Origin of the sequence: Azospirillum palustre (assembly GCF_002573965.1) — a bacterium.
GTDB lineage: Bacteria > Pseudomonadota > Alphaproteobacteria > Azospirillales > Azospirillaceae > Azospirillum > Azospirillum palustre.
Genome location: NZ_PDKW01000043.1, coordinates 2,568,093 through 2,584,474, shown reverse-complemented (window position 1 = coordinate 2,584,474; position 16,382 = coordinate 2,568,093). Strand labels below are relative to the sequence as shown.

Sequence of the window (16,382 nt, the reverse complement as noted above, 5' to 3'; positions counted from 1 at the left end):
GGCCGGATGGGCGGGTAGGCTGCCGCGCATGTCCGATACCCCGTCAGCGCGCCCCCAGATTGCTCCGCCCCTTCCGGCGACGGCCGTGAAGCCGGCTGGCAAGGCGGCGGCGAAGGCGTCGGCGAAGGCTGCGGGAAAAGCCGGCCCGAAGCCCGCCGGGCGCCGGCGCCTGCGGCTGCCCATCGCCGCGGTGCTGGTGGCGGGGTTCGGCTCGCTGATGCTGGCGGCGGTCGCCAGCGTCCTGGTTCTGGGTCTGGTCAGCGCCAGCACCAACACCTTCGCCCTGCTGAACGACAAGGCCGACCTGGCGCTGGCCGGGGTGGAGGTGCGGGTCCGTCACCAGCTCGACCCCGCGCGCGAGATGGCGCGCTTCGTCGCCGGACTGATCGAGCGCGGCGACCTGCGCGCCGGCGACAACACGGCGATGATCGACACGCTGCGCGGCGCGCTGGCAGGCGCCCCGGACGTCACCGGCCTCGCCTTCGTCCGCCCGGACCTGACCGGCGTCCGCGTCGGCCGGCTGAACGGCGGGCTGGTCGCCGATCCCTTCGACATGCAGGGCGACAGCGACATTCCGCCGGAAATCCTGGACGGACCCAACCGCAGCGCCGCCACCTGGGCCGACCCGCGCTGGCTGAAGGAGGCGCAGAACAGCTTCGTCACCCTCTACCAGCCGGTGCGGCGCGACGGCCGCTATCTGGGGCAGGTGGCGGTCGGCGTGTCGCTGGGCGACCTGTCGCGCTTCCTGTCGGTGCTGTATGTGGAGCAGGGGCTGAACGCCTTCGTGCTGTACGACCAGAGCCATGTGCTGGCCCACCCGGCGCTGGTCGGCCGCAGCTTCGACTTTTCCGGCAAGCTGGACGGTCCGCCGCTGCCGCGCACCGATCAGGTCGACGACCCGGCGCTGGCGGCGCTGTGGTCCAGCGGCGTGCCCGTCCAGTCGTTGAAGAAGCGGGTGGAGGCGCGCGGCGTGCGCGTGCTGGGCAGCGACTACATGTTCCTGACCCGCAAGATGGCGGGGTACGGCCAGCAGGACTGGATCATCGGCATCGGCTATCGCGACGGCGAGCTGAATGTCGAGGTCCGCCGGCTCTACATCACCGGCGCCGTCGGCCTCGCCATCCTGCTGGTGTCGGTCGGGGTGGCGCTGCTGGTCGGGCGGCGGATCAGCCGGCAGGTGGCGCGGCTGGCCGAGGCCGCCGACCGTGTCCGCGCCTTCGAATTCCGCGCCATTTCCGACCTGCCCGACTCCCGCCTGCGCGAGATGGCGCGCGCCGCCACCGCCTTCAACGCCATGGTCGCCGGCCTGCGCTGGTTCGAGACCTATGTGCCGAAGGCGCTGGTCCTGCGCCTGATGCGCCAGCGCGAGACCGAGGGCGGGCTCGATTCGGTGCAGCGCGAGGTGACGGTGATGTTCACCGACATCCGCGGCTTCTCCCGCATGGCCGAGCATATGGCCGCCGCCGACACCGCCGCCCTGCTGAACGAGCATTTCACCCTGCTCGCCGCCTGCATCGAGGCGGAGGGCGGCACGGTGGACAAGTTCATCGGCGATTCGCTGATGGCCTTCTGGGGCGCGCCCGAGGCGCAGGAGGACCATGCCGTCCGCGGGCTGCGCGCGGCGCTGGCGATCCACCACGCCATCCGCGCCGACAACCGCCGCCGCCTCACCGAGGGCCGGGCGCCGATCCATGTCCGCGTCGGGCTGCACAGCGGCCCGGTGGTGGTCGGCAACATCGGCTCCGACAGCCGGATCAACTACACCATCGTCGGCGACACCGTGAATGTCGCCGCCCGGATCGAGGAGCTGTCGGCCGCCCTCCAGGGCGAGTCCGAGGTGATCGTCCTGACCAGCGGCGTCACCGCCGCCAAGGGCAAGGACGCCGTCCCGCTGGTCCGCCAGGGCGGCCGCTCGCTGCGCGGCCGGACCGGCATGACCGAACTCTGGCGCCTGGTGCTGGAGGAGGAGAAGAAGGACGCGGCGAAGGCGGCGGCGCCAGCTGGGGAGAAAGCGGCGCCGATACAACTCCCTCTCCCGCCCCGGGAGAGGGAAGGGGCCCAAGCGGAGCTTGGGAAGGGTGAGGGGTGATCCAAGGAGCCATGTGGTTCGGGGGTCTTGCCCTGCCCCTCGCCCTCCCGCCTTCGGCGGGTCCCTCCCTCTCCCGGGACGGGAGAGGGTATTTGGGGTTTCCAGGTAAGGATACACCCTGATCCAGGCCGATATTTCCAGCTAAGTCACTGACAAAGCTGGAAACACCCATGCCCGCTTCCTTACCTCAGCGCCAGCCGCGACGGCCGCCGCGGCGGTCGTCCTCGTCGAACAGTTCGGCCAGCTTGTTCATCATCGTGCCGCCCAACTGCTCCGCATCGACGATGGTCACGGCGCGGCGGTAATAGCGGGTCACGTCGTGGCCGATGCCGATCGCCACCAGTTCGACGGGCGAGCGGGTCTCGATCTGCTCGATGGTCTGGCGCAGATGGCGTTCCAGATAATTGCCGGCATTCACCGACAGGGTCGAATCGTCGACCGGGGCGCCATCGGAGATCACCATCAGGATGCGGCGCTGTTCCGGCCGGCCGAGCAGCCGGTTGTGCGCCCATTGCAGCGCCTCGCCGTCGATGTTCTCCTTCAGGATGCCTTCGCGCAGCATCAGGCCCAGATTCTTGCGGGCGCGGCGCCACGGCATGTCGGCCGCCTTGTAGACGATGTGGCGCAGGTCGTTCAGCCGGCCGGGATGCGGCGGCTTGCCGCCGGCGACCCAGGCCTCGCGCGCCTGCCCGCCCTTCCAGGCGCGGGTGGTGAAGCCCAGCACCTCCACCTTCACCGCGCAGCGCTCCAGCGTGCGGGCGAGGATGTCGGCGCTCATCGCGGCGATGGAGATCGGCCGGCCGCGCATCGAGCCGGAATTGTCGATCAGCAGCGACACCACGGTGTCGCGGAAATCCATCTCCTTCTCCGCCTTGAAGGAGAGCGGCAGGACCGGGTTGGCGACGACGCGGGCCAGCCGGGCGGCGTCGAGGATGCCTTCCTCCAGATCGAAGTTCCAGGAGCGCTGCTGCTTGGCCATCAGCCGGCGTTGCAGCCGGTTCGCCAGCTTGGAGATCACGCCCTGCAGATTCTGCAGCTGCTGGTCCAGCAGGTGGCGCAGCCGTTCCAGTTCCGCCGGGTCGCAGAGGTCGGCGGCGTCGACCACCTCGTCATACTGGGTGGTGAAGGCCTTGTAGGCGTTGGGATCGGGCTCGTTGCGGCGGTTGGCGTCGTTGCGCCAGGGCTGGCCGGGGCCGGCGGGCTCTTCCGCCCCCTCGCCCTCGCCCATCTCCATGTCGCCTTCCTCGCCGGCGCCCTCCTCGGCGCTCTCGCCGGCTTCCGACGAGTCCTGCATCTCCGACGAGGCCATCGATTCGGCGTCGGACTGGTCCTCGTCCTGGCCGCGGGTCTGGCCGTGCTGCGGCGACTCCTCGTCCTCGGAGGACTGGGTCTGCTGGTCCTCCTCTTCCTCCTGGTCGGCTTCCTGCCCGACTTCCATGTCGAGGTCGGCCAGCAGGCGGCGGACGGCCTTGGCGTAGGCTTCCTGGTCGCCGGCATAGTTCGCCAGCCCCTTCATGTCCCGGCCGAGCCGCTCCTCGATCCAGGGGCGCCAGAGGTCGACGGCGTGGGCGGCGGCGGGCGGCGGCGGCGCACCGGTCATCGCCTCGCGTGCCATCATCCGCAGCGCTTCCGACAAGGGCACCTGCCCGCGGTCGTCGAAGCGGTCGAAGCCCTGGCGGGTGTAGCGATCCTCCAGCGCCGCTTCCAGATTGTGGGCGACGCCGGCCATGTCGCGGCTGCCCAGCGCCTCGCAGCGCGCCTGCTCCATCGCGTCATAGGCCTGGCGGGCGGCATCGCCCAGCGGCATGCGGTGGGCATGCACCGTGGCGTCGTGATGGCGCAGCCGCAGCGCGACGGCATCGGCCGCCCCGCGCAGCTTGGCGACCTCGACCGGGTTCAGGTCGCGCGCCGGCAGCGGCACCCGCACGCGCTGACCCGACAGCCCCGGCGGGTCGGACGAAAAGCCCACCTGCACCTCCGCCCGCCGGGACATGGCGCGCACCGTGGCGGTGGTGGACCGCTTGAAGGCTTCGACGGGGGTGTCGTTCTGGGTGGTCATCGCGGGGCGTCTTCGGGTTGTGGTACCGGCTTCGGACAAGGTCGGAGAACTGCGGGCAAGATTGACACGGATTTCACGGATTTGGGCACGGATTTCACGGATTTTCTAATGCGTCAGCACTCGCTTGACCGTAAGGCTAGGTCCGGCGAAGTTGAACAGAAGCCCAACCTGCAATCCGCTTGCCCGCAGATAGTTCAGGACTTGGCGGCTGTGGGCTTGGATCAAAGCCTCGCAAACCTTCAACTCCACGATCAGCCGCTGTTCGACCACGAGATCCGCAAAATAGCTGCCGACGGGATCACCTTTGTAAAGCACCTTGAAAGGCACTTCCGTGGCAACCGTCAATCCGGCGTCGGATAACTCACGAAACAGCGCCTTTTTATAGACCTGTTCGGCAAACCCATGGCCCAATGCGGCATGAACCGCAAAGGCGGCGCCGATGACCCGCTCGGTCAAGCGGTCGAGATCGGCGCCCAGGCTCACCTTCATCCGTGAAATCCGTGTTTAAATCCGTGAAATCCGTGTGAATCCTTGTGTGCCGTGCCCCGACTTCACCGAAGAGCGGGGCGCAGCGCACAAGATCACACGAGGTTCGCCTGGACCCCCGTCTCCGGCAGCTCGACGCCGAAGCAGCGCTGGTAGTATTCGGCCACCGTCGGCCGCTCCACCTCGTCGCACTTGTTCAGGAAGGTGATGCGGAAGGCGAAGGCGACGTCGCTGAAGATCTTCGCGTTCTCGGCCCAGGTGATCACCGTGCGCGGGCTCATGACGGTGGAGATGTCGCCGTTGATGAAGCCGGCGCGGGTCAGGTCGGCCAGACGCACCATCGAGGCCACCGTGTCACGGCCGCGGGCGTCGTCATAGGACGCGACCTTGGCCTGGACGATCTTCACCTCGGCGTCGACCGGCAGGTAGTTCAGCGTCGCCACGATGTTCCAGCGGTCCATCTGGCCCTGGTTGATCTGCTGGGTGCCGTGATAGAGGCCGGTGGTGTCGCCGAGGCCGACGGTGTTGGCGGTGGCGAACAGGCGGAAGGCCGGGTGCGGGCGGATGACGCGGTTCTGGTCGAGCAGCGTCAGCTTGCCTTCCACCTCCAGCACGCGCTGGATCACGAACATCACGTCTGGGCGGCCGGCGTCGTATTCGTCGAACACCAGGGCGCAGGCATGCTGCAAGGCCCAGGGCAGGATGCCCTCGCGGTATTCGGTGACCTGCACGCCGTCGCGGAGCACGATGGCGTCCTTGCCCATCAGGTCGATGCGGCTGATGTGGCTGTCCAGGTTGACGCGGATGCAGGGCCAGTTCAGCCGGGCCGCGACCTGTTCGATATGGGTCGACTTGCCGGTGCCGTGATAGCCCTGGACCATGACGCGGCGGTTGTAGGCGAAGCCGGCGAGGATGGACAGGGTCGTGTCCCGGTCGAAGCGGTAGGCGCTGTCGAGGTCGGGCACATGCTCCGAGCGCTGGCTGAAGGCCGGCACCTGCATGTCGCTGTCGATGCCGAAGACCTCACGCACCGAGACCGTCGTGTCGGGCTTGTGGTCGAACAGGGCCGAGCTGGCCTGGGTCGCTCCTTGGGAAGCCATGGGTGGTTTCTTACGTTCCAGCGAGTGTCGGTTGTCCAGCGGCCGCGGGATTGACCCGGCCCGCCAACGGGGGTTCAGGCAGCATAACAGGCTTTCAGCGTATTGTAGGCCTGATTGATTTCTTTCAGGCGTTCTTCCGCAGCCTTGTCGCCGCCGTTGGCATCGGGATGATGCTTTTTCGCAAGCTCCCGATAGCGTGCTTTGATCCGTGCGAAGTCCACCGGCGGAGTCAGTTCAAGGACCGCCAGCGCCTTTTCCTCTTCGGTGCGGGCGTGGTGGCGCCGGTGCGCCTTTTCCTCGTTCTTCGTCTTGCCGGTATCCTGGCCGAATTCGAAACTGAAGCCGTTGACCACGCGGTCGCGGATGAAGCGCTCCTGCGTCGCCCATTTGCCGAGCGGCCAGCTCGGCCGCTGCCAGGTCGTGTCCTGCCGCACCTCCGCCTCGATCTGGTCGGTGGACATGCCGGCGTAATAGTCCCAGGCCCGGTTGTACTCCCGGACATGCTCCAGGCAGAACCACCAGTACTCGTTGAGGCTGCTGCGGCTTTTCGGCGCACGGAATTCGCCGGCGGCAACGCAATCGGGATGGTCGCACACACGGGTGGCCGCACGCGGGGCGGCGTAGCTGTCGTAACTGGAGCGGGCGCGGTTCCTGGTCATCGGCCAAGTATGGGAAGAGCCGGTGCCTCTGGCAAGCACGCCGAATCGAGCTTCCGTCATCCGCAATTCGCGGGGCCACCGGCTTGACAGATGCTTGACAGGGCAGGGATCGCACGGTGTCCTGACCGTTGGCGCGCCGGCCGGGTCACGACATCCCGCCGCGGCCGCTCCCATCCCTTCCCGACCAGCGACGAGACATCAGGATCCGCCATGGAATACGCCACCCGCATCCGCGAAAAGCTGACCGCCGGACTGGCGCCGGACCGGCTCGACGTCGTCGACGACAGCGCCCGCCATGCCGGCCATGCCGGGGCGGACGCCGCCGGCGAAACCCACTTCCACGTCACCGTCGTCTCCGCCGCCTTCGCCGGCAAGTCGCGGGTGGAGCGCCAGCGGATGGTCTATGCGCTGCTGGCCGACGAGCTGCGCGAGCGGGTGCATGCGCTGGGGCTGACCACCCACGCTCCCGGTGAAGCCGGGGCCTGAACGGGGCCGGAAAGCCCGCAAGCCTCCCGTCCGCAGGAGGTTCATACCGATCGTTCGTGCGCTTCAAATAACGAGCGGTTGAGCGGCACAAATAGCATACATATGAATGCAACCAAGAGTCGATTTTAGGAAAACTTGCAAGAACGAGAGGCGCTAGCGTGGTTGCATTTCCCGCTGCGTTTAGTAAAGTATGATATATGCAACCATTTATCGCGCCGTGGCGGACACAAACTTCGCATGTCCGCCGGCGGCTTCGTGGAAGGGGCTGCGGATGGCGAAGCGTGGGCCGAAGAAAAAGCGCGTGATCACTTCCCATGCGGGGGTGGAACCGCTGAGGAGCCAGAACATCATGATCGGCGGGCACCGCACGAGCATGCGGCTGGAACCGTCGATGTGGGATGCTCTGGAGGAGATCGGCCGTCGGGAATGCCTGACCGTCAACCGCCTCTGCACCCAGATCAAGGAGCGGATCGAGGAACAGGCGCGCCGCAAGGGCATCAGGCCGGAAGACGCCGATGTCACCCTGACGTCGGCCGTGCGCGTCTTCATTGCGTCCTATTACCGGCGGGCCTGCACCGAGGACGGTCATATGCGTGCCGGCCATGGCGGCAGCGACCCGTTCGTCGGCACGCCGTTCGAGCTGCCGACGGCTGACGAGGAGGACGGTGTCAAGGCCGCGGTCGCCGCGGGCGGCAGCTTCCCCACGCCTGGTCCGACCCCCGGGCCGACCCAGGCCGCAGGTCCGGCCCAGCCTGGTCTGGACGCCTGAGCGGCACCACCCGGCGTCCGGGGCGAAGGCTGTCCTATTCCGCCGCCTCTTCCCGGGCGGCGTCTTCGTTTTGGTCTTCGCTTCGAGGGCCGTCGTGATCATGGCCGGTGTAGTGCGCTGGCCAATGCCTGCGCACCACTTCGCCGTTGCTGTCGAAGATATGGCACATGTTCAGCAGCACCGGCCGCTTGCCGTCGTCCTGGGCCGGCTTGCCGGACGCCTTCGCGCGGTCCGCCGCCTCGCGGGCCAGGATCGGGTAGACGGTCTGGAAGGCGGTGGTCGCCAGCGGACCCAGCAACTCGACCAGATGGGTGCAGCCCTTCGCTCCGCCCAGCCGGTCCTTCACCGCCCGGGTCCAGCCCGGTCCGACGCGCAGGCCCACCAGTTGCTGGAACTGCGGCGTGATGCTGCCGCAGGCCTTGTAGGGGCTGTGTTCGGTCACCGCCTCCACCGCCTGGACGGTCAGCTTGTCGTCGACGGTCAGGCGCATCCACATCTGGTGGATCGGGGTTCCCGGCTCCAGATGTCCACGCTCCTCCGTATGGAAACCATAGCTTTTGACGTCGGTCAGGTGGCCTTCGATGTCCCACAGCCCGTCGGCGCGCCGAAAGCCCTGGCAGGTGACACGACGGGTGTGGATCGGCTCGCGCGCGGCGGGGGCGGACAGCGAGGGCGCGGACATCGGGCTTTCCAGTTCAGCAAAGAGGATGGCTCACCCTCGACTATCGGTGGGGCCGGGCGCCCGGTCAACCCGACCCCACCGCAACGCAGCGTTACCTATGGGTCAAGCTTGCCGTCAGCCCAGCGTGGCCTCGGCCGAATAGCCGCTGCCGAACATGTAGGCCTCGCGGCTGCGCAGCTCGTCCTCCAGATGGGTGCGCACCACGGCGAACAGGTCGCGGATCGACACCATGCCGACGACCTCGCCGTCCACCGCGACGGGCAGGTGGCGGTAATGGTGACGCTCCATCAGGTCGAGTGCCTCCAGCGCGGTCGCCGAGGGCTCCAGCGTGTCGGGATCGGCGGTCATCACCGACGACAGCAGGGTGGTGTCGGGGTCGAGTCCGGCCGCGACCACGCGGGCGGTCATGTCGCGCTCGGTGACGATGCCCTTCAGCGTCCTCCCGTCGGTGACCAGCACCGCGGCGATGCGCTTCTGCGCCATCAGCGTGGCGGCATCGCGCACGGTGGCGCCCGGCGGCAGGCAGGAAAGCTCCTGGTTCTTGATGACGTCGGGCATCAGTCGGCGTGTCGGCATGTGTCCCATCTCCCTCGTGATTGCAGGTTTTGTGGACGAACGATGCACTCGACCGCGATTTCGCAGCGCGGCATACACGATCCTGTCAGCTTGATGGACCGATCGTCAATAGAACTGATTGTCTGGAATTTCCCGCATGCGCCGGACCACTGCCGGCGGCGGTGCCGTTACTGGCCGGACTCCAGCCGCTTGCGCAACCCGTCGAAGCCGCTTGTGTAGATGCCGGCAATGGCCTTCCGCGCGTCCGCGTCGGAGGCGCCGCTGGCCTGGAAGCGCGAGGACCAGGTGATGCGGGTGGTGTGGGCGTCCACCGCGCTCAGCCGGATGGTGGAGGTGTAGTTCTTCACCGGCAGCGGCCCGGTCAGCAGGGTATAGCGCAGCCGGTGCTTGGCGGCGGAAAGGCCGGTCAGCCGCTCCTGGATGGCTCCGCCTCCCTTCAGCGCGATGTCGCGTTCCTGGCGGTCGCCGGTCTTGCGCAGGGTGCAGCCCTCCACCGCGGGGTGCCAGTCGCTGATCGCGCAGAAGGGGGCGATCTGCTTCCACACCTGCTCGACCGGCGCCTTGATCGTCGCCTGTTCGCGAACCTCCAGCGCCATGGCCGGCGCCGCCGCCAGCAGCAACCCGACCGCCGCCGTCATGCCAAGCATCGCTTTCATCACCCATCCTCCCCATCGCTGCCGCGGCCGGATAGCCGCGGTCTTGGAGGGAGTATGGGCTGGCAACCGCTGCCGCTGCTATTGTGCGAAAGACGGACTATCCGTGATGGGCGAGGATCAGGCGGGCCGGACCGACTCGTCCAGCACGGCGCGGACGGCGGCGGCATCGACGTCGCGGCGGGTGAAGGCGTTGCCGATGCGGTCGGCCAGGATGAAGGTGATGCGGCCGTCCTGCACCTTCTTGTCCTTCGCCATCGACCGCACCAGCCCGTCGACGTCCCAGGCGACGCCGGGGATGTCGGCCGGGCGCACCGGCAGGCCGACATCGGCCAGATGGGCGCGGGCGCGCCGCGCGTCGTCGGCCGGGCACAGCCCGAGCCGGACCGACAGGTCGAAGGCCAGCACCATGCCGATCGCCACCCCTTCGCCATGCAGCAGGGTCTGGCCGAAGCCGGTCGCCGCCTCCAGCGCATGGCCGAAGGTGTGGCCCAGGTTCAGCAGGGCGCGGTCGCCGCTCTCGCGCTCGTCGACGCCGACGATGTCGGCCTTGGCGCGGCAGCTGACGGTCACCGCATGGCGCCGGGCGTCGCTGTCGCCGTCCACCACCCGCCGGCCGTTCCGCTCCAGCCAGGCGAAGAAGTCGGGCTGGCGGATCAGGCCGTATTTCACCACCTCGGCATAGCCGGCCAGCACCTCGCGCCGCGGCAGGGTGTCCAGCGTGGCGGTGTCGGCGATGACGAGGCGCGGCTGGTGGAAGGCGCCGATCAGGTTCTTGCCGTGCCGGCTGTTGATGCCGGTCTTGCCGCCGACCGAGCTGTCGACCTGGGACAGCAGCGTGGTCGGCACCTGGATGAAGTCGATGCCGCGCAGCGCCGACGCCGCGGCGAAGCCGGTGATGTCGCCGATCACCCCGCCGCCCAGCGCCAGCAGGACGGTGGACCGCTCGATGCCGCGGCCCAGGATGTCGTCCATCAGCTGCTGGAAATGGGCGAAGTCCTTGGTCTTCTCGCCGGCCGGCAGGACGATGGCCGGCTGCGGCGCGATCCCCGCCGCCAGCATCGCGGCGTTCAGCGTGTCCAGATGCAGAGGCGCGACGTTGGCGTCGGTCACCACGATGGGCGCCCGGCCGCGGGTGATCGCGGCAATGCGCTCGCCGGCATCGGCCAGCACCCCGTCGCCGACGAGGATGTCGTAGCTGCGGGCGCCCAGCTCCAGGCGGACGGTGTCGAGTGCGGCCGGGGTGGTGGCGTTGACGGAGGTCATCGGGGCAGTCCGCGAAGCTGGTGGTTCAGGGAAAGGGGCGGGAGACGGGGATCAGGGCGCGTCGGCTTTCGGGGCGTCGGCTTTCGGGGCGTCGGTTTTTGGGGTGTCGGGCTTTCCGGGCCGGCCGCCGCGCTGGGCGTTGCCCTGGCCTTGGGCTTGGCCCTGGGGCTGGCGGTGGGGAAGCTGGACGCCGAAATGCGCCTCCAGCGCGTCGATCACCAGCTCCACCGTCACGTCTGGCGGGCGTTCGTCGCTGACCACGGTCAGGTCGGCCTCGGCATAGACGGGGTAGCGCTGTTCCATCAGCCGGCCCAGGATGGTGCGCGGATCGCCCTGGTTCAGGATGGGGCGGTGGGTGCGCCGGGCGGTGCGGGCGACCAGCACGTCCAGTTCGGCACGCAGCCAGACCGACACGCCGTGCTGGCGGATGGCGCCGCGGGTTTCCGGATCCATGAAGGCGCCGCCGCCGGTCGCCAGGATATGCACCGGCTCGTCCTTCACCAGACGGGTGATGATGCGGCGTTCGACGGAGCGGAAGACCGGTTCGCCGTCGCGGGCGAAGATTTCGGCGATGGTGCAGCCGGCCGCCGCCTCGATCTCGGTGTCGGCGTCGCGGAAGGGCAGGTGCAGGCGTGCGGCCAGCCGGCGCCCGATGGCGCTCTTGCCCGCCCCCATCAGCCCGACCAGCACCACGGTGCGCGGCAGCAGCGGCACCGCATTCTCCGCCGGGCCCGGGCCTGCTCCCGGGCCCTGGGCCGTCATCGCCTTGCGCAGTCCCATCACATCCATCCGATCCGCCACCCGCACTCCCGGCCCCAGCATGCCGGCGTCTCCGCCGGCCGTCACACCGCTGCAACAGACAACACTCATACCCGCCGAAAGCTGGCCGGCACAAGCGCTCCGGTTCCGCCCTGCCCTGCCCCGCATCCTGCTGCGGAGCCGGCGAATGGCCCGGTGGACGGGTTGCGCCGCGGTCCAACCTGTGGCTACACTGCGCCGTCCTTCGGCCGCCGGCCGGAGCCGCGGATGCTTTAGCAGAAAAGCCCTTGCTTGTCCCAAGCCCTGCGGATGCAGGACATGGTAGCTCCGCTCCGATCCTCCGTTTTCCGACACAACACGTCCCTGGTGCCATGAGCCGGTTTCTCTCGATCCTCTTCGTCCTGCTGTTGCTGGTGATCGCCGGTGGCATGGTGTTCCTCGCCTCGTGGGACCTGCCGGCTCCGTCGAAAACGGTGGAGAAGGTTCTGCCGGATGAGCGCTTCCCGCGCTGAGCCCCGACCATCGGCCGGAAACGTCCGGCCGGGCGTCCTACAGAAGCATGCCCGATCCCAGGGAGCCGGACGGGCAACCGTTCCGCTTCTGGCCGGGCTGCTGGCGGCCGGCTGGTCGATGGCAGCCGGTGCCCAGGCCGCCGCCCAAGCCCTCGGCCCGCCGGTCCGGCTGACGCCCGACGCCGCGGTGGAAACCCCCGTCCGGCCCCGGCCTTCCGCCCCCGCTCCGGTCGTCGTGCCGGCCTATCCGCCCGCGGTCACGCCGCCGCCCGCCGTCTCGCCGGTGGTGGCGCGGCCGGCGCCGGTCGTGCGCGAGCCGCTGGGCGCGCCCGACCCGGACGGTGCCGGCCTCTTCGACGGTTTGCAGGGGCTGGGCGGCGACCCCTGGCGCGGCATCGGCCGGGCGGAGCTTCTTCTCCTGATCGCCGCCCTGCCGGTCGACACCCCGTCTCCCACCGTCAAGGCGCTGGAACGCCGTCTGCTGCTGAGCGCCGGCTCTCCGGCAGTTGCGACCGGGGAAGCGCCGCCGCCCCGCCGCCTCGGCGCCCTGCGCATCGAAAAGCTGGCGCGGCTCGGCGATCCCGCCGGGGCGGCCGAACTGGCCGGGCGCCTGCCGGCGGCGCTGGCGGCGGACGAGCCGGCGGCCAGGGCGCTGACCGACGCGGAGCTGGTGCGCGGCGGGCTGGATTGCCCGCATGCGCTGGCCCGCGGCAAGAGCTTCGCCTCCGCCTATTGGGCCAAGCTGGGCCTGTTCTGCCGTGCCCGCGCCGGCGACCGGGCCGGCACGGACGAGGCGCTGGCGGTCTTGCGCGACAGCCGCCGGTCCGACCCCTTCCTGCCGGTTGCCGAGGCGCTGGCCGGTGCCGCCCCGCCGCCGGCCCGCTCGCTGTCGCTGCAAGCCGATGCGGACGGGCTGGCTCTGCTGCTCGCCGCCATGCGCATCGCGCGGATCGGCGTGCCGCCCGACCGGCTGCCGCTGGAGAGCCTGCCGGCGCTGGCCGCCATCGCCACCAACCCCGCCACCGATCCCACCACCCGCGCCGCCGCCGGCGAACGGGCGGCGGCTGCCCTGTTCCTCGATGCCCGCCAGCTGCAGGATCTCTACGCCCAGGTGCCGGCAGTGGGGGACGAGCTGCTGCGGGTCCGCGACATCGCCCGGCGTGATCGCGGCGCCCGCACCCGCGCGCTGGTCCATCAGGCGATGGCGGCGGCGATGGACGGGCGTCGGCGCGTCGCGCTGGCGGCGCTGGCGGTGGAGCTGGTCGATCCGCGCCTGCGCGCCGGGCCGGTCGGCGGTGCCGCCGCCGGGCTGCTCGACGGCGTGTCGCCGACCGGCGATGCCGCGGCGCTGTCCCCGGCGGCGGCCCGGCTCTATTACGCGCAAGGCCGCCTCGATCAGGCGCGGCGCTGGCACGATCTGGCCCTGCGCAGCGGCCGCAGCGCCGACACCGCCTGGCTGTGGCCGCTGGCGGCGGTGGCGACGGGGCAGAGCAGGGATCCGGCTGCGCTGACCGCCTGGCTGGACGAGGCGCTGCGCGGCGCCGACACCCCCGCCCGCAACCGCGTCGCCGGCCAGCTGGCGCTGCTCCAGGCCACCGGAGTCGCCATTCCGGACGAGGCCTGGATGACCGCCACCGACGGCGCCGGCCCGCCCAGCGGCAGCGAGGCCGGCGTCGATCCCGCCTTGTGGCAGCGGCTGGGCGACGCCGCGGCCGGCGGACGCATCGGCGAGACGGTGGCCGTCGCCCTGATCCTGCTTGGGGAGGCCGGGCCGGCCACCCTGCCGCCGGTCGTCACCGCCCGCGTGGCGGCCAACCTGAAGGCGGTCGGGCTGGAACCGGACGCCCGCGCGCTGGTTCGCGAGGCGATGGCCGCCATCGCCGGCCCCGCCACATCGACAACCGAATGACCTTCCGCCCCGTGGAGCCCGCCATCACCATGACGCCGACACCATGACCGGCAGCAAAAAGACCGTCGCCAAAGCCGGCGCCAAAGCCGGCGCCAAGCGGCGCGGCCGGCCGTGCAAGCCGCGCCCGCTCGCCGCCTCGCCGCATCTGGACGCCTTCCTCGACATGCTGACGGCGGAGCGCGGGGCGGCGGTGAACACGCGGCTGGCCTATGAGCGCGACCTCGCCGACCTCGGCCGCTGGCTGGCCCAGCGCAGCGTGGCGCTGGAGGCGGCGGGCACCGAGGATCTGCGGGCCTATCTGGCGGTGCAGAGCAAGGACGGCGCCCCCCGCACCGTGGCGCGGCGGCTGTCGGCGATGCGGCAGTTCTACCGCTTCCTGCTGTCGGAAGGCCGCCGCACCGACGATCCCGCCTCGCCGCTCGACAGCCCCAAGCAGGGCCGGCCGCTGCCCAAGATCCTGACGGAGGCGGAGGTCGGCGCCATGCTGTCCACCGCCGAGGCGCGCGGCGGGCCGGAGGGGCTGCGGCTGGTGGCCCTGCTGGAGGTGCTCTACGCCACCGGCCTGCGCGTGTCGGAGCTGGTCGGCCTGCCGATGACCGCGATCATGCGCGACGGCCGCGGCCTGCTGGTGCGCGGCAAGGGCGGCAAGGAGCGGATGGTGCCGCTGTCCGACCCGGCGCTGGCGGCGCTGGCCGGCTATATCCCGTTCCGCGGCCACTTCATCCCGCCAAGCGCCGGTGCAGGGGGGGAGGCCGGGCACAGCCCCTTCCTGTTCCCGTCCCGCATCTCCGCCGAGGGCCACCTGACGCGCCAGCGCTTCGCCCAGCTGTTGAAGCAACTGGCCATTGACGCCGGCATCGACCCGGAGAAGGTCAGCCCCCACGTGCTGCGCCACGCCTTCGCCACCCATTTGCTCGACCATGGCGCCGACCTGCGCTCCGTCCAGAAGATGCTGGGCCATGCCGACATCGCGACGACGCAGATCTACACCCATGTGGTGACGGAGCGGCTGAAGAGGGTCATGCACGACCACCACCCGCTGGCGCGCCGCAAGGTGGAGGAGGCGTCGGAGGGGTAGGGCAGGTAAGGATGGGGCGGGTTTCGGCTGACGCAGCCCGCAACCTCCCCCGCTATCCTTACTTCTTCTCCAGCATCAGCGTGCCCTGGCGCGAGACCTTGTTCTTGATCTTGTCGGCCAGCAGGGCGAGCGCCCAGGGCAGCTGCACCTCCATCTCGACCCGGTCGTCCAGCACGTCGATGTGGCCGGCGATGGTCTGGGCCAGCGCCACGACGTGGAAGTTCAGGCGGTCGTCGGTCCAGCTGTCGTCGACGCTGGCCGACACGGCGCTCAGGCGCGCCCGCACCTCGCCCATGCCGTCGACCAGCCGGCGCTTGGCCTCCGCCCGGCCGAGCGAATGGGGGATGGACAGGGTCAGGGGTTTCGGCATGGTCGGCGGCTCCGCACTGCACGGTGTTGTCCCGCCGTCCGGTCGGCGGCGGAACAGGAATAACGCGGGGGGCGGGCGATGGGTCCCGCCCCGGCGGTCACTTAGCGGTCACTTGGCAATCGCTCAGCGGTCGTGCAGGGGCGCCATCTGGTCCAGGCGATGGGCGAAGTCGACGTCGGCCTGGGTCACGGCGTCGCTTTTGCGGGTGTAGAGGATCACCTCGACCCGGCCCAGGTCGTTGAACCATTCGGGATGGTGGCCGGTCTTCTCGGCCAGCAGGGCGACCTGGTTCATGAATCCCCAGGCGGCGGGGAAATCGGCGAAATGGTAGGTCTTGCGGATGGCGTCGCGTTCCAGCACCTCCGCCCAGCCGTGCAGTTCCTTCAGCGCCGTCTGGCGATGCGCGCCGACAAGACGATCCGACATGATGACCTCCCTTTCCTTAAGTCTCTCTTTTGCCGCCCGCAGCTTCTTGGCGAACGGGCGGCGGTTCGCTACCTTCTGCGGCATGATACGGAAACCTTCAGGTCCCCATACGGTTCCGCCCACGGTCGAAGACCTGGAGCGCATGGCCGAAGAGGCGCTCGACACCATCCCGGCGGAGCTGCTCGCCCCGGTCGGGAACCTCGTGATCCATGTCGAGGATTTTCCCGATGAGGATACCGAGCGGGAGATGGAGCTGGAAAGCCCATTCGACCTGCTGGGCCTCTATCGGGGCGTGGATCTGACGCGGCAAAGCGTCGCCGACCTGCGCGGCGGGCCGGACATGATCTTCCTCTACCGCCGCCCGATCCTCGATTACTGGTGCGAGACGGGGGAGGAGCTGCCGGCCATCGTCCGCCATGTCCTGATCCACGAGATCGGCCACCATTTCGGCTTCTCCGACGATGACATGGAGCGGATCGAGACGATGGAGTAGGAGGCAGGCG

Annotated in this window: 18 protein-coding genes; 7 read left to right on the top strand and 11 right to left on the bottom strand. The window is 69.7% G+C overall.

Annotated features, from left to right (window positions below; genetic code table 11):
• Positions 1–85: 85 nt before the first annotated feature.
• Entirely contained in the window at positions 86–2,089 is a 2,004-nt protein-coding gene (locus CRT60_RS34470) for an adenylate/guanylate cyclase domain-containing protein (RefSeq protein ID WP_244592903.1), read from the top strand.
• A 187-nt stretch (positions 2,090–2,276) separates the two neighbouring features.
• On the opposite strand, the gene cobT is transcribed toward CRT60_RS34470, so the two are convergent.
• The 4 genes from cobT to CRT60_RS34450 all read right to left on the bottom strand — a co-directional run bounded on the left by cobT (position 2,277) and on the right by CRT60_RS34450 (position 6,453).
• Complete coding sequence (cobT, locus tag CRT60_RS34465) at positions 2,277–4,148, bottom strand: cobaltochelatase subunit CobT (RefSeq protein WP_098740837.1); 1,872 nt, start codon at positions 4,146–4,148, stop codon at positions 2,277–2,279.
• Between the two features lie 105 nt (positions 4,149–4,253).
• A complete protein-coding gene (locus tag CRT60_RS34460) occupies positions 4,254–4,637 on the bottom strand; it encodes a GxxExxY protein (protein ID WP_098740836.1) in 384 nt (127 codons plus the stop codon).
• Between the two features lie 92 nt (positions 4,638–4,729).
• Complete coding sequence (gene cobS / locus CRT60_RS34455; RefSeq protein WP_098740835.1) at positions 4,730–5,734, bottom strand: cobaltochelatase subunit CobS; 1,005 nt, start codon at positions 5,732–5,734, stop codon at positions 4,730–4,732.
• Positions 5,735–5,808: 74 nt separating this feature from the next.
• Complete coding sequence (locus CRT60_RS34450; RefSeq protein ID WP_342210695.1) at positions 5,809–6,453, bottom strand: J domain-containing protein; 645 nt, start codon at positions 6,451–6,453, stop codon at positions 5,809–5,811.
• 150 nt (positions 6,454–6,603) lie between these two features.
• On the opposite strand from CRT60_RS34450, the gene CRT60_RS34445 reads away from it, so the two are divergent.
• The gene (locus CRT60_RS34445) at positions 6,604–6,879 is read left to right on the top strand and encodes a BolA family protein (protein ID WP_042690482.1); all 276 of its coding nucleotides are present in this window, start codon (positions 6,604–6,606) and stop codon (positions 6,877–6,879) included.
• Between the two features lie 301 nt (positions 6,880–7,180).
• A complete protein-coding gene (locus CRT60_RS34440; RefSeq protein ID WP_244592902.1) occupies positions 7,181–7,648 on the top strand; it encodes a ribbon-helix-helix domain-containing protein in 468 nt (155 codons plus the stop codon).
• A gap of 34 nt (positions 7,649–7,682) precedes the next feature.
• Here the strand turns inward: CRT60_RS34440 and CRT60_RS34435 are convergent, their stop codons facing one another.
• From CRT60_RS34435 to CRT60_RS34415, 5 genes are all read right to left on the bottom strand, one after another.
• Positions 7,683–8,330, bottom strand: coding sequence for a DUF2889 domain-containing protein (locus CRT60_RS34435; RefSeq protein ID WP_098740832.1), 648 nt, complete (start codon positions 8,328–8,330; stop codon positions 7,683–7,685).
• 114 nt (positions 8,331–8,444) lie between these two features.
• On the bottom strand, positions 8,445–8,906 hold the full coding sequence (locus tag CRT60_RS34430; protein WP_098740831.1) for a CBS domain-containing protein: 462 nt from the start codon (positions 8,904–8,906) through the stop codon (positions 8,445–8,447).
• 167 nt (positions 8,907–9,073) lie between these two features.
• Positions 9,074–9,562: an SRPBCC family protein gene (locus CRT60_RS34425; RefSeq protein WP_098740830.1), complete on the bottom strand. Its 489-nt coding sequence runs from the start codon at positions 9,560–9,562 to the stop codon at positions 9,074–9,076.
• Between the two features lie 117 nt (positions 9,563–9,679).
• Entirely contained in the window at positions 9,680–10,825 is a 1,146-nt protein-coding gene (aroB, locus tag CRT60_RS34420) for a 3-dehydroquinate synthase (protein ID WP_098740829.1), read from the bottom strand.
• Between the two features lie 51 nt (positions 10,826–10,876).
• A complete protein-coding gene (locus CRT60_RS34415) occupies positions 10,877–11,647 on the bottom strand; it encodes a shikimate kinase (RefSeq protein ID WP_342210694.1) in 771 nt (256 codons plus the stop codon).
• 308 nt (positions 11,648–11,955) lie between these two features.
• On the opposite strand from CRT60_RS34415, the gene CRT60_RS36595 reads away from it, so the two are divergent.
• The 3 genes from CRT60_RS36595 to CRT60_RS34400 are packed head-to-tail and all read left to right on the top strand — an operon-like array spanning position 11,956 to position 15,083.
• Positions 11,956–12,096 carry a hypothetical protein gene (locus CRT60_RS36595; RefSeq protein ID WP_167393297.1) on the top strand — a complete coding sequence of 47 codons (141 nt, stop codon included), beginning with the start codon at positions 11,956–11,958 and terminating at the stop codon, positions 12,094–12,096.
• Positions 12,077–14,005 carry a hypothetical protein gene (locus tag CRT60_RS34405; protein ID WP_098740827.1) on the top strand — a complete coding sequence of 643 codons (1,929 nt, stop codon included), beginning with the start codon at positions 12,077–12,079 and terminating at the stop codon, positions 14,003–14,005. Before CRT60_RS36595 ends, CRT60_RS34405 begins: the two co-directional genes overlap by 20 nt.
• 43 nt (positions 14,006–14,048) lie before the next feature.
• A complete protein-coding gene (locus CRT60_RS34400) occupies positions 14,049–15,083 on the top strand; it encodes a site-specific tyrosine recombinase XerD (protein ID WP_098740826.1) in 1,035 nt (344 codons plus the stop codon).
• A 58-nt stretch (positions 15,084–15,141) separates the two neighbouring features.
• Here the strand turns inward: CRT60_RS34400 and CRT60_RS34395 are convergent, their stop codons facing one another.
• Both CRT60_RS34395 and CRT60_RS34390 read right to left on the bottom strand, forming a co-directional pair.
• Positions 15,142–15,453, bottom strand: coding sequence for a polyhydroxyalkanoic acid system family protein (locus CRT60_RS34395; RefSeq protein WP_098740825.1), 312 nt, complete (start codon positions 15,451–15,453; stop codon positions 15,142–15,144).
• A 123-nt stretch (positions 15,454–15,576) separates the two neighbouring features.
• Complete coding sequence (locus CRT60_RS34390; RefSeq protein ID WP_098740824.1) at positions 15,577–15,879, bottom strand: 4a-hydroxytetrahydrobiopterin dehydratase; 303 nt, start codon at positions 15,877–15,879, stop codon at positions 15,577–15,579.
• A gap of 142 nt (positions 15,880–16,021) precedes the next feature.
• Between CRT60_RS34390 and CRT60_RS34385 the strand changes: the two genes are divergently transcribed.
• Positions 16,022–16,372 carry a metallopeptidase family protein gene (locus CRT60_RS34385; protein WP_098740823.1) on the top strand — a complete coding sequence of 117 codons (351 nt, stop codon included), beginning with the start codon at positions 16,022–16,024 and terminating at the stop codon, positions 16,370–16,372.
• Positions 16,373–16,382 lie beyond the last annotated feature (10 nt).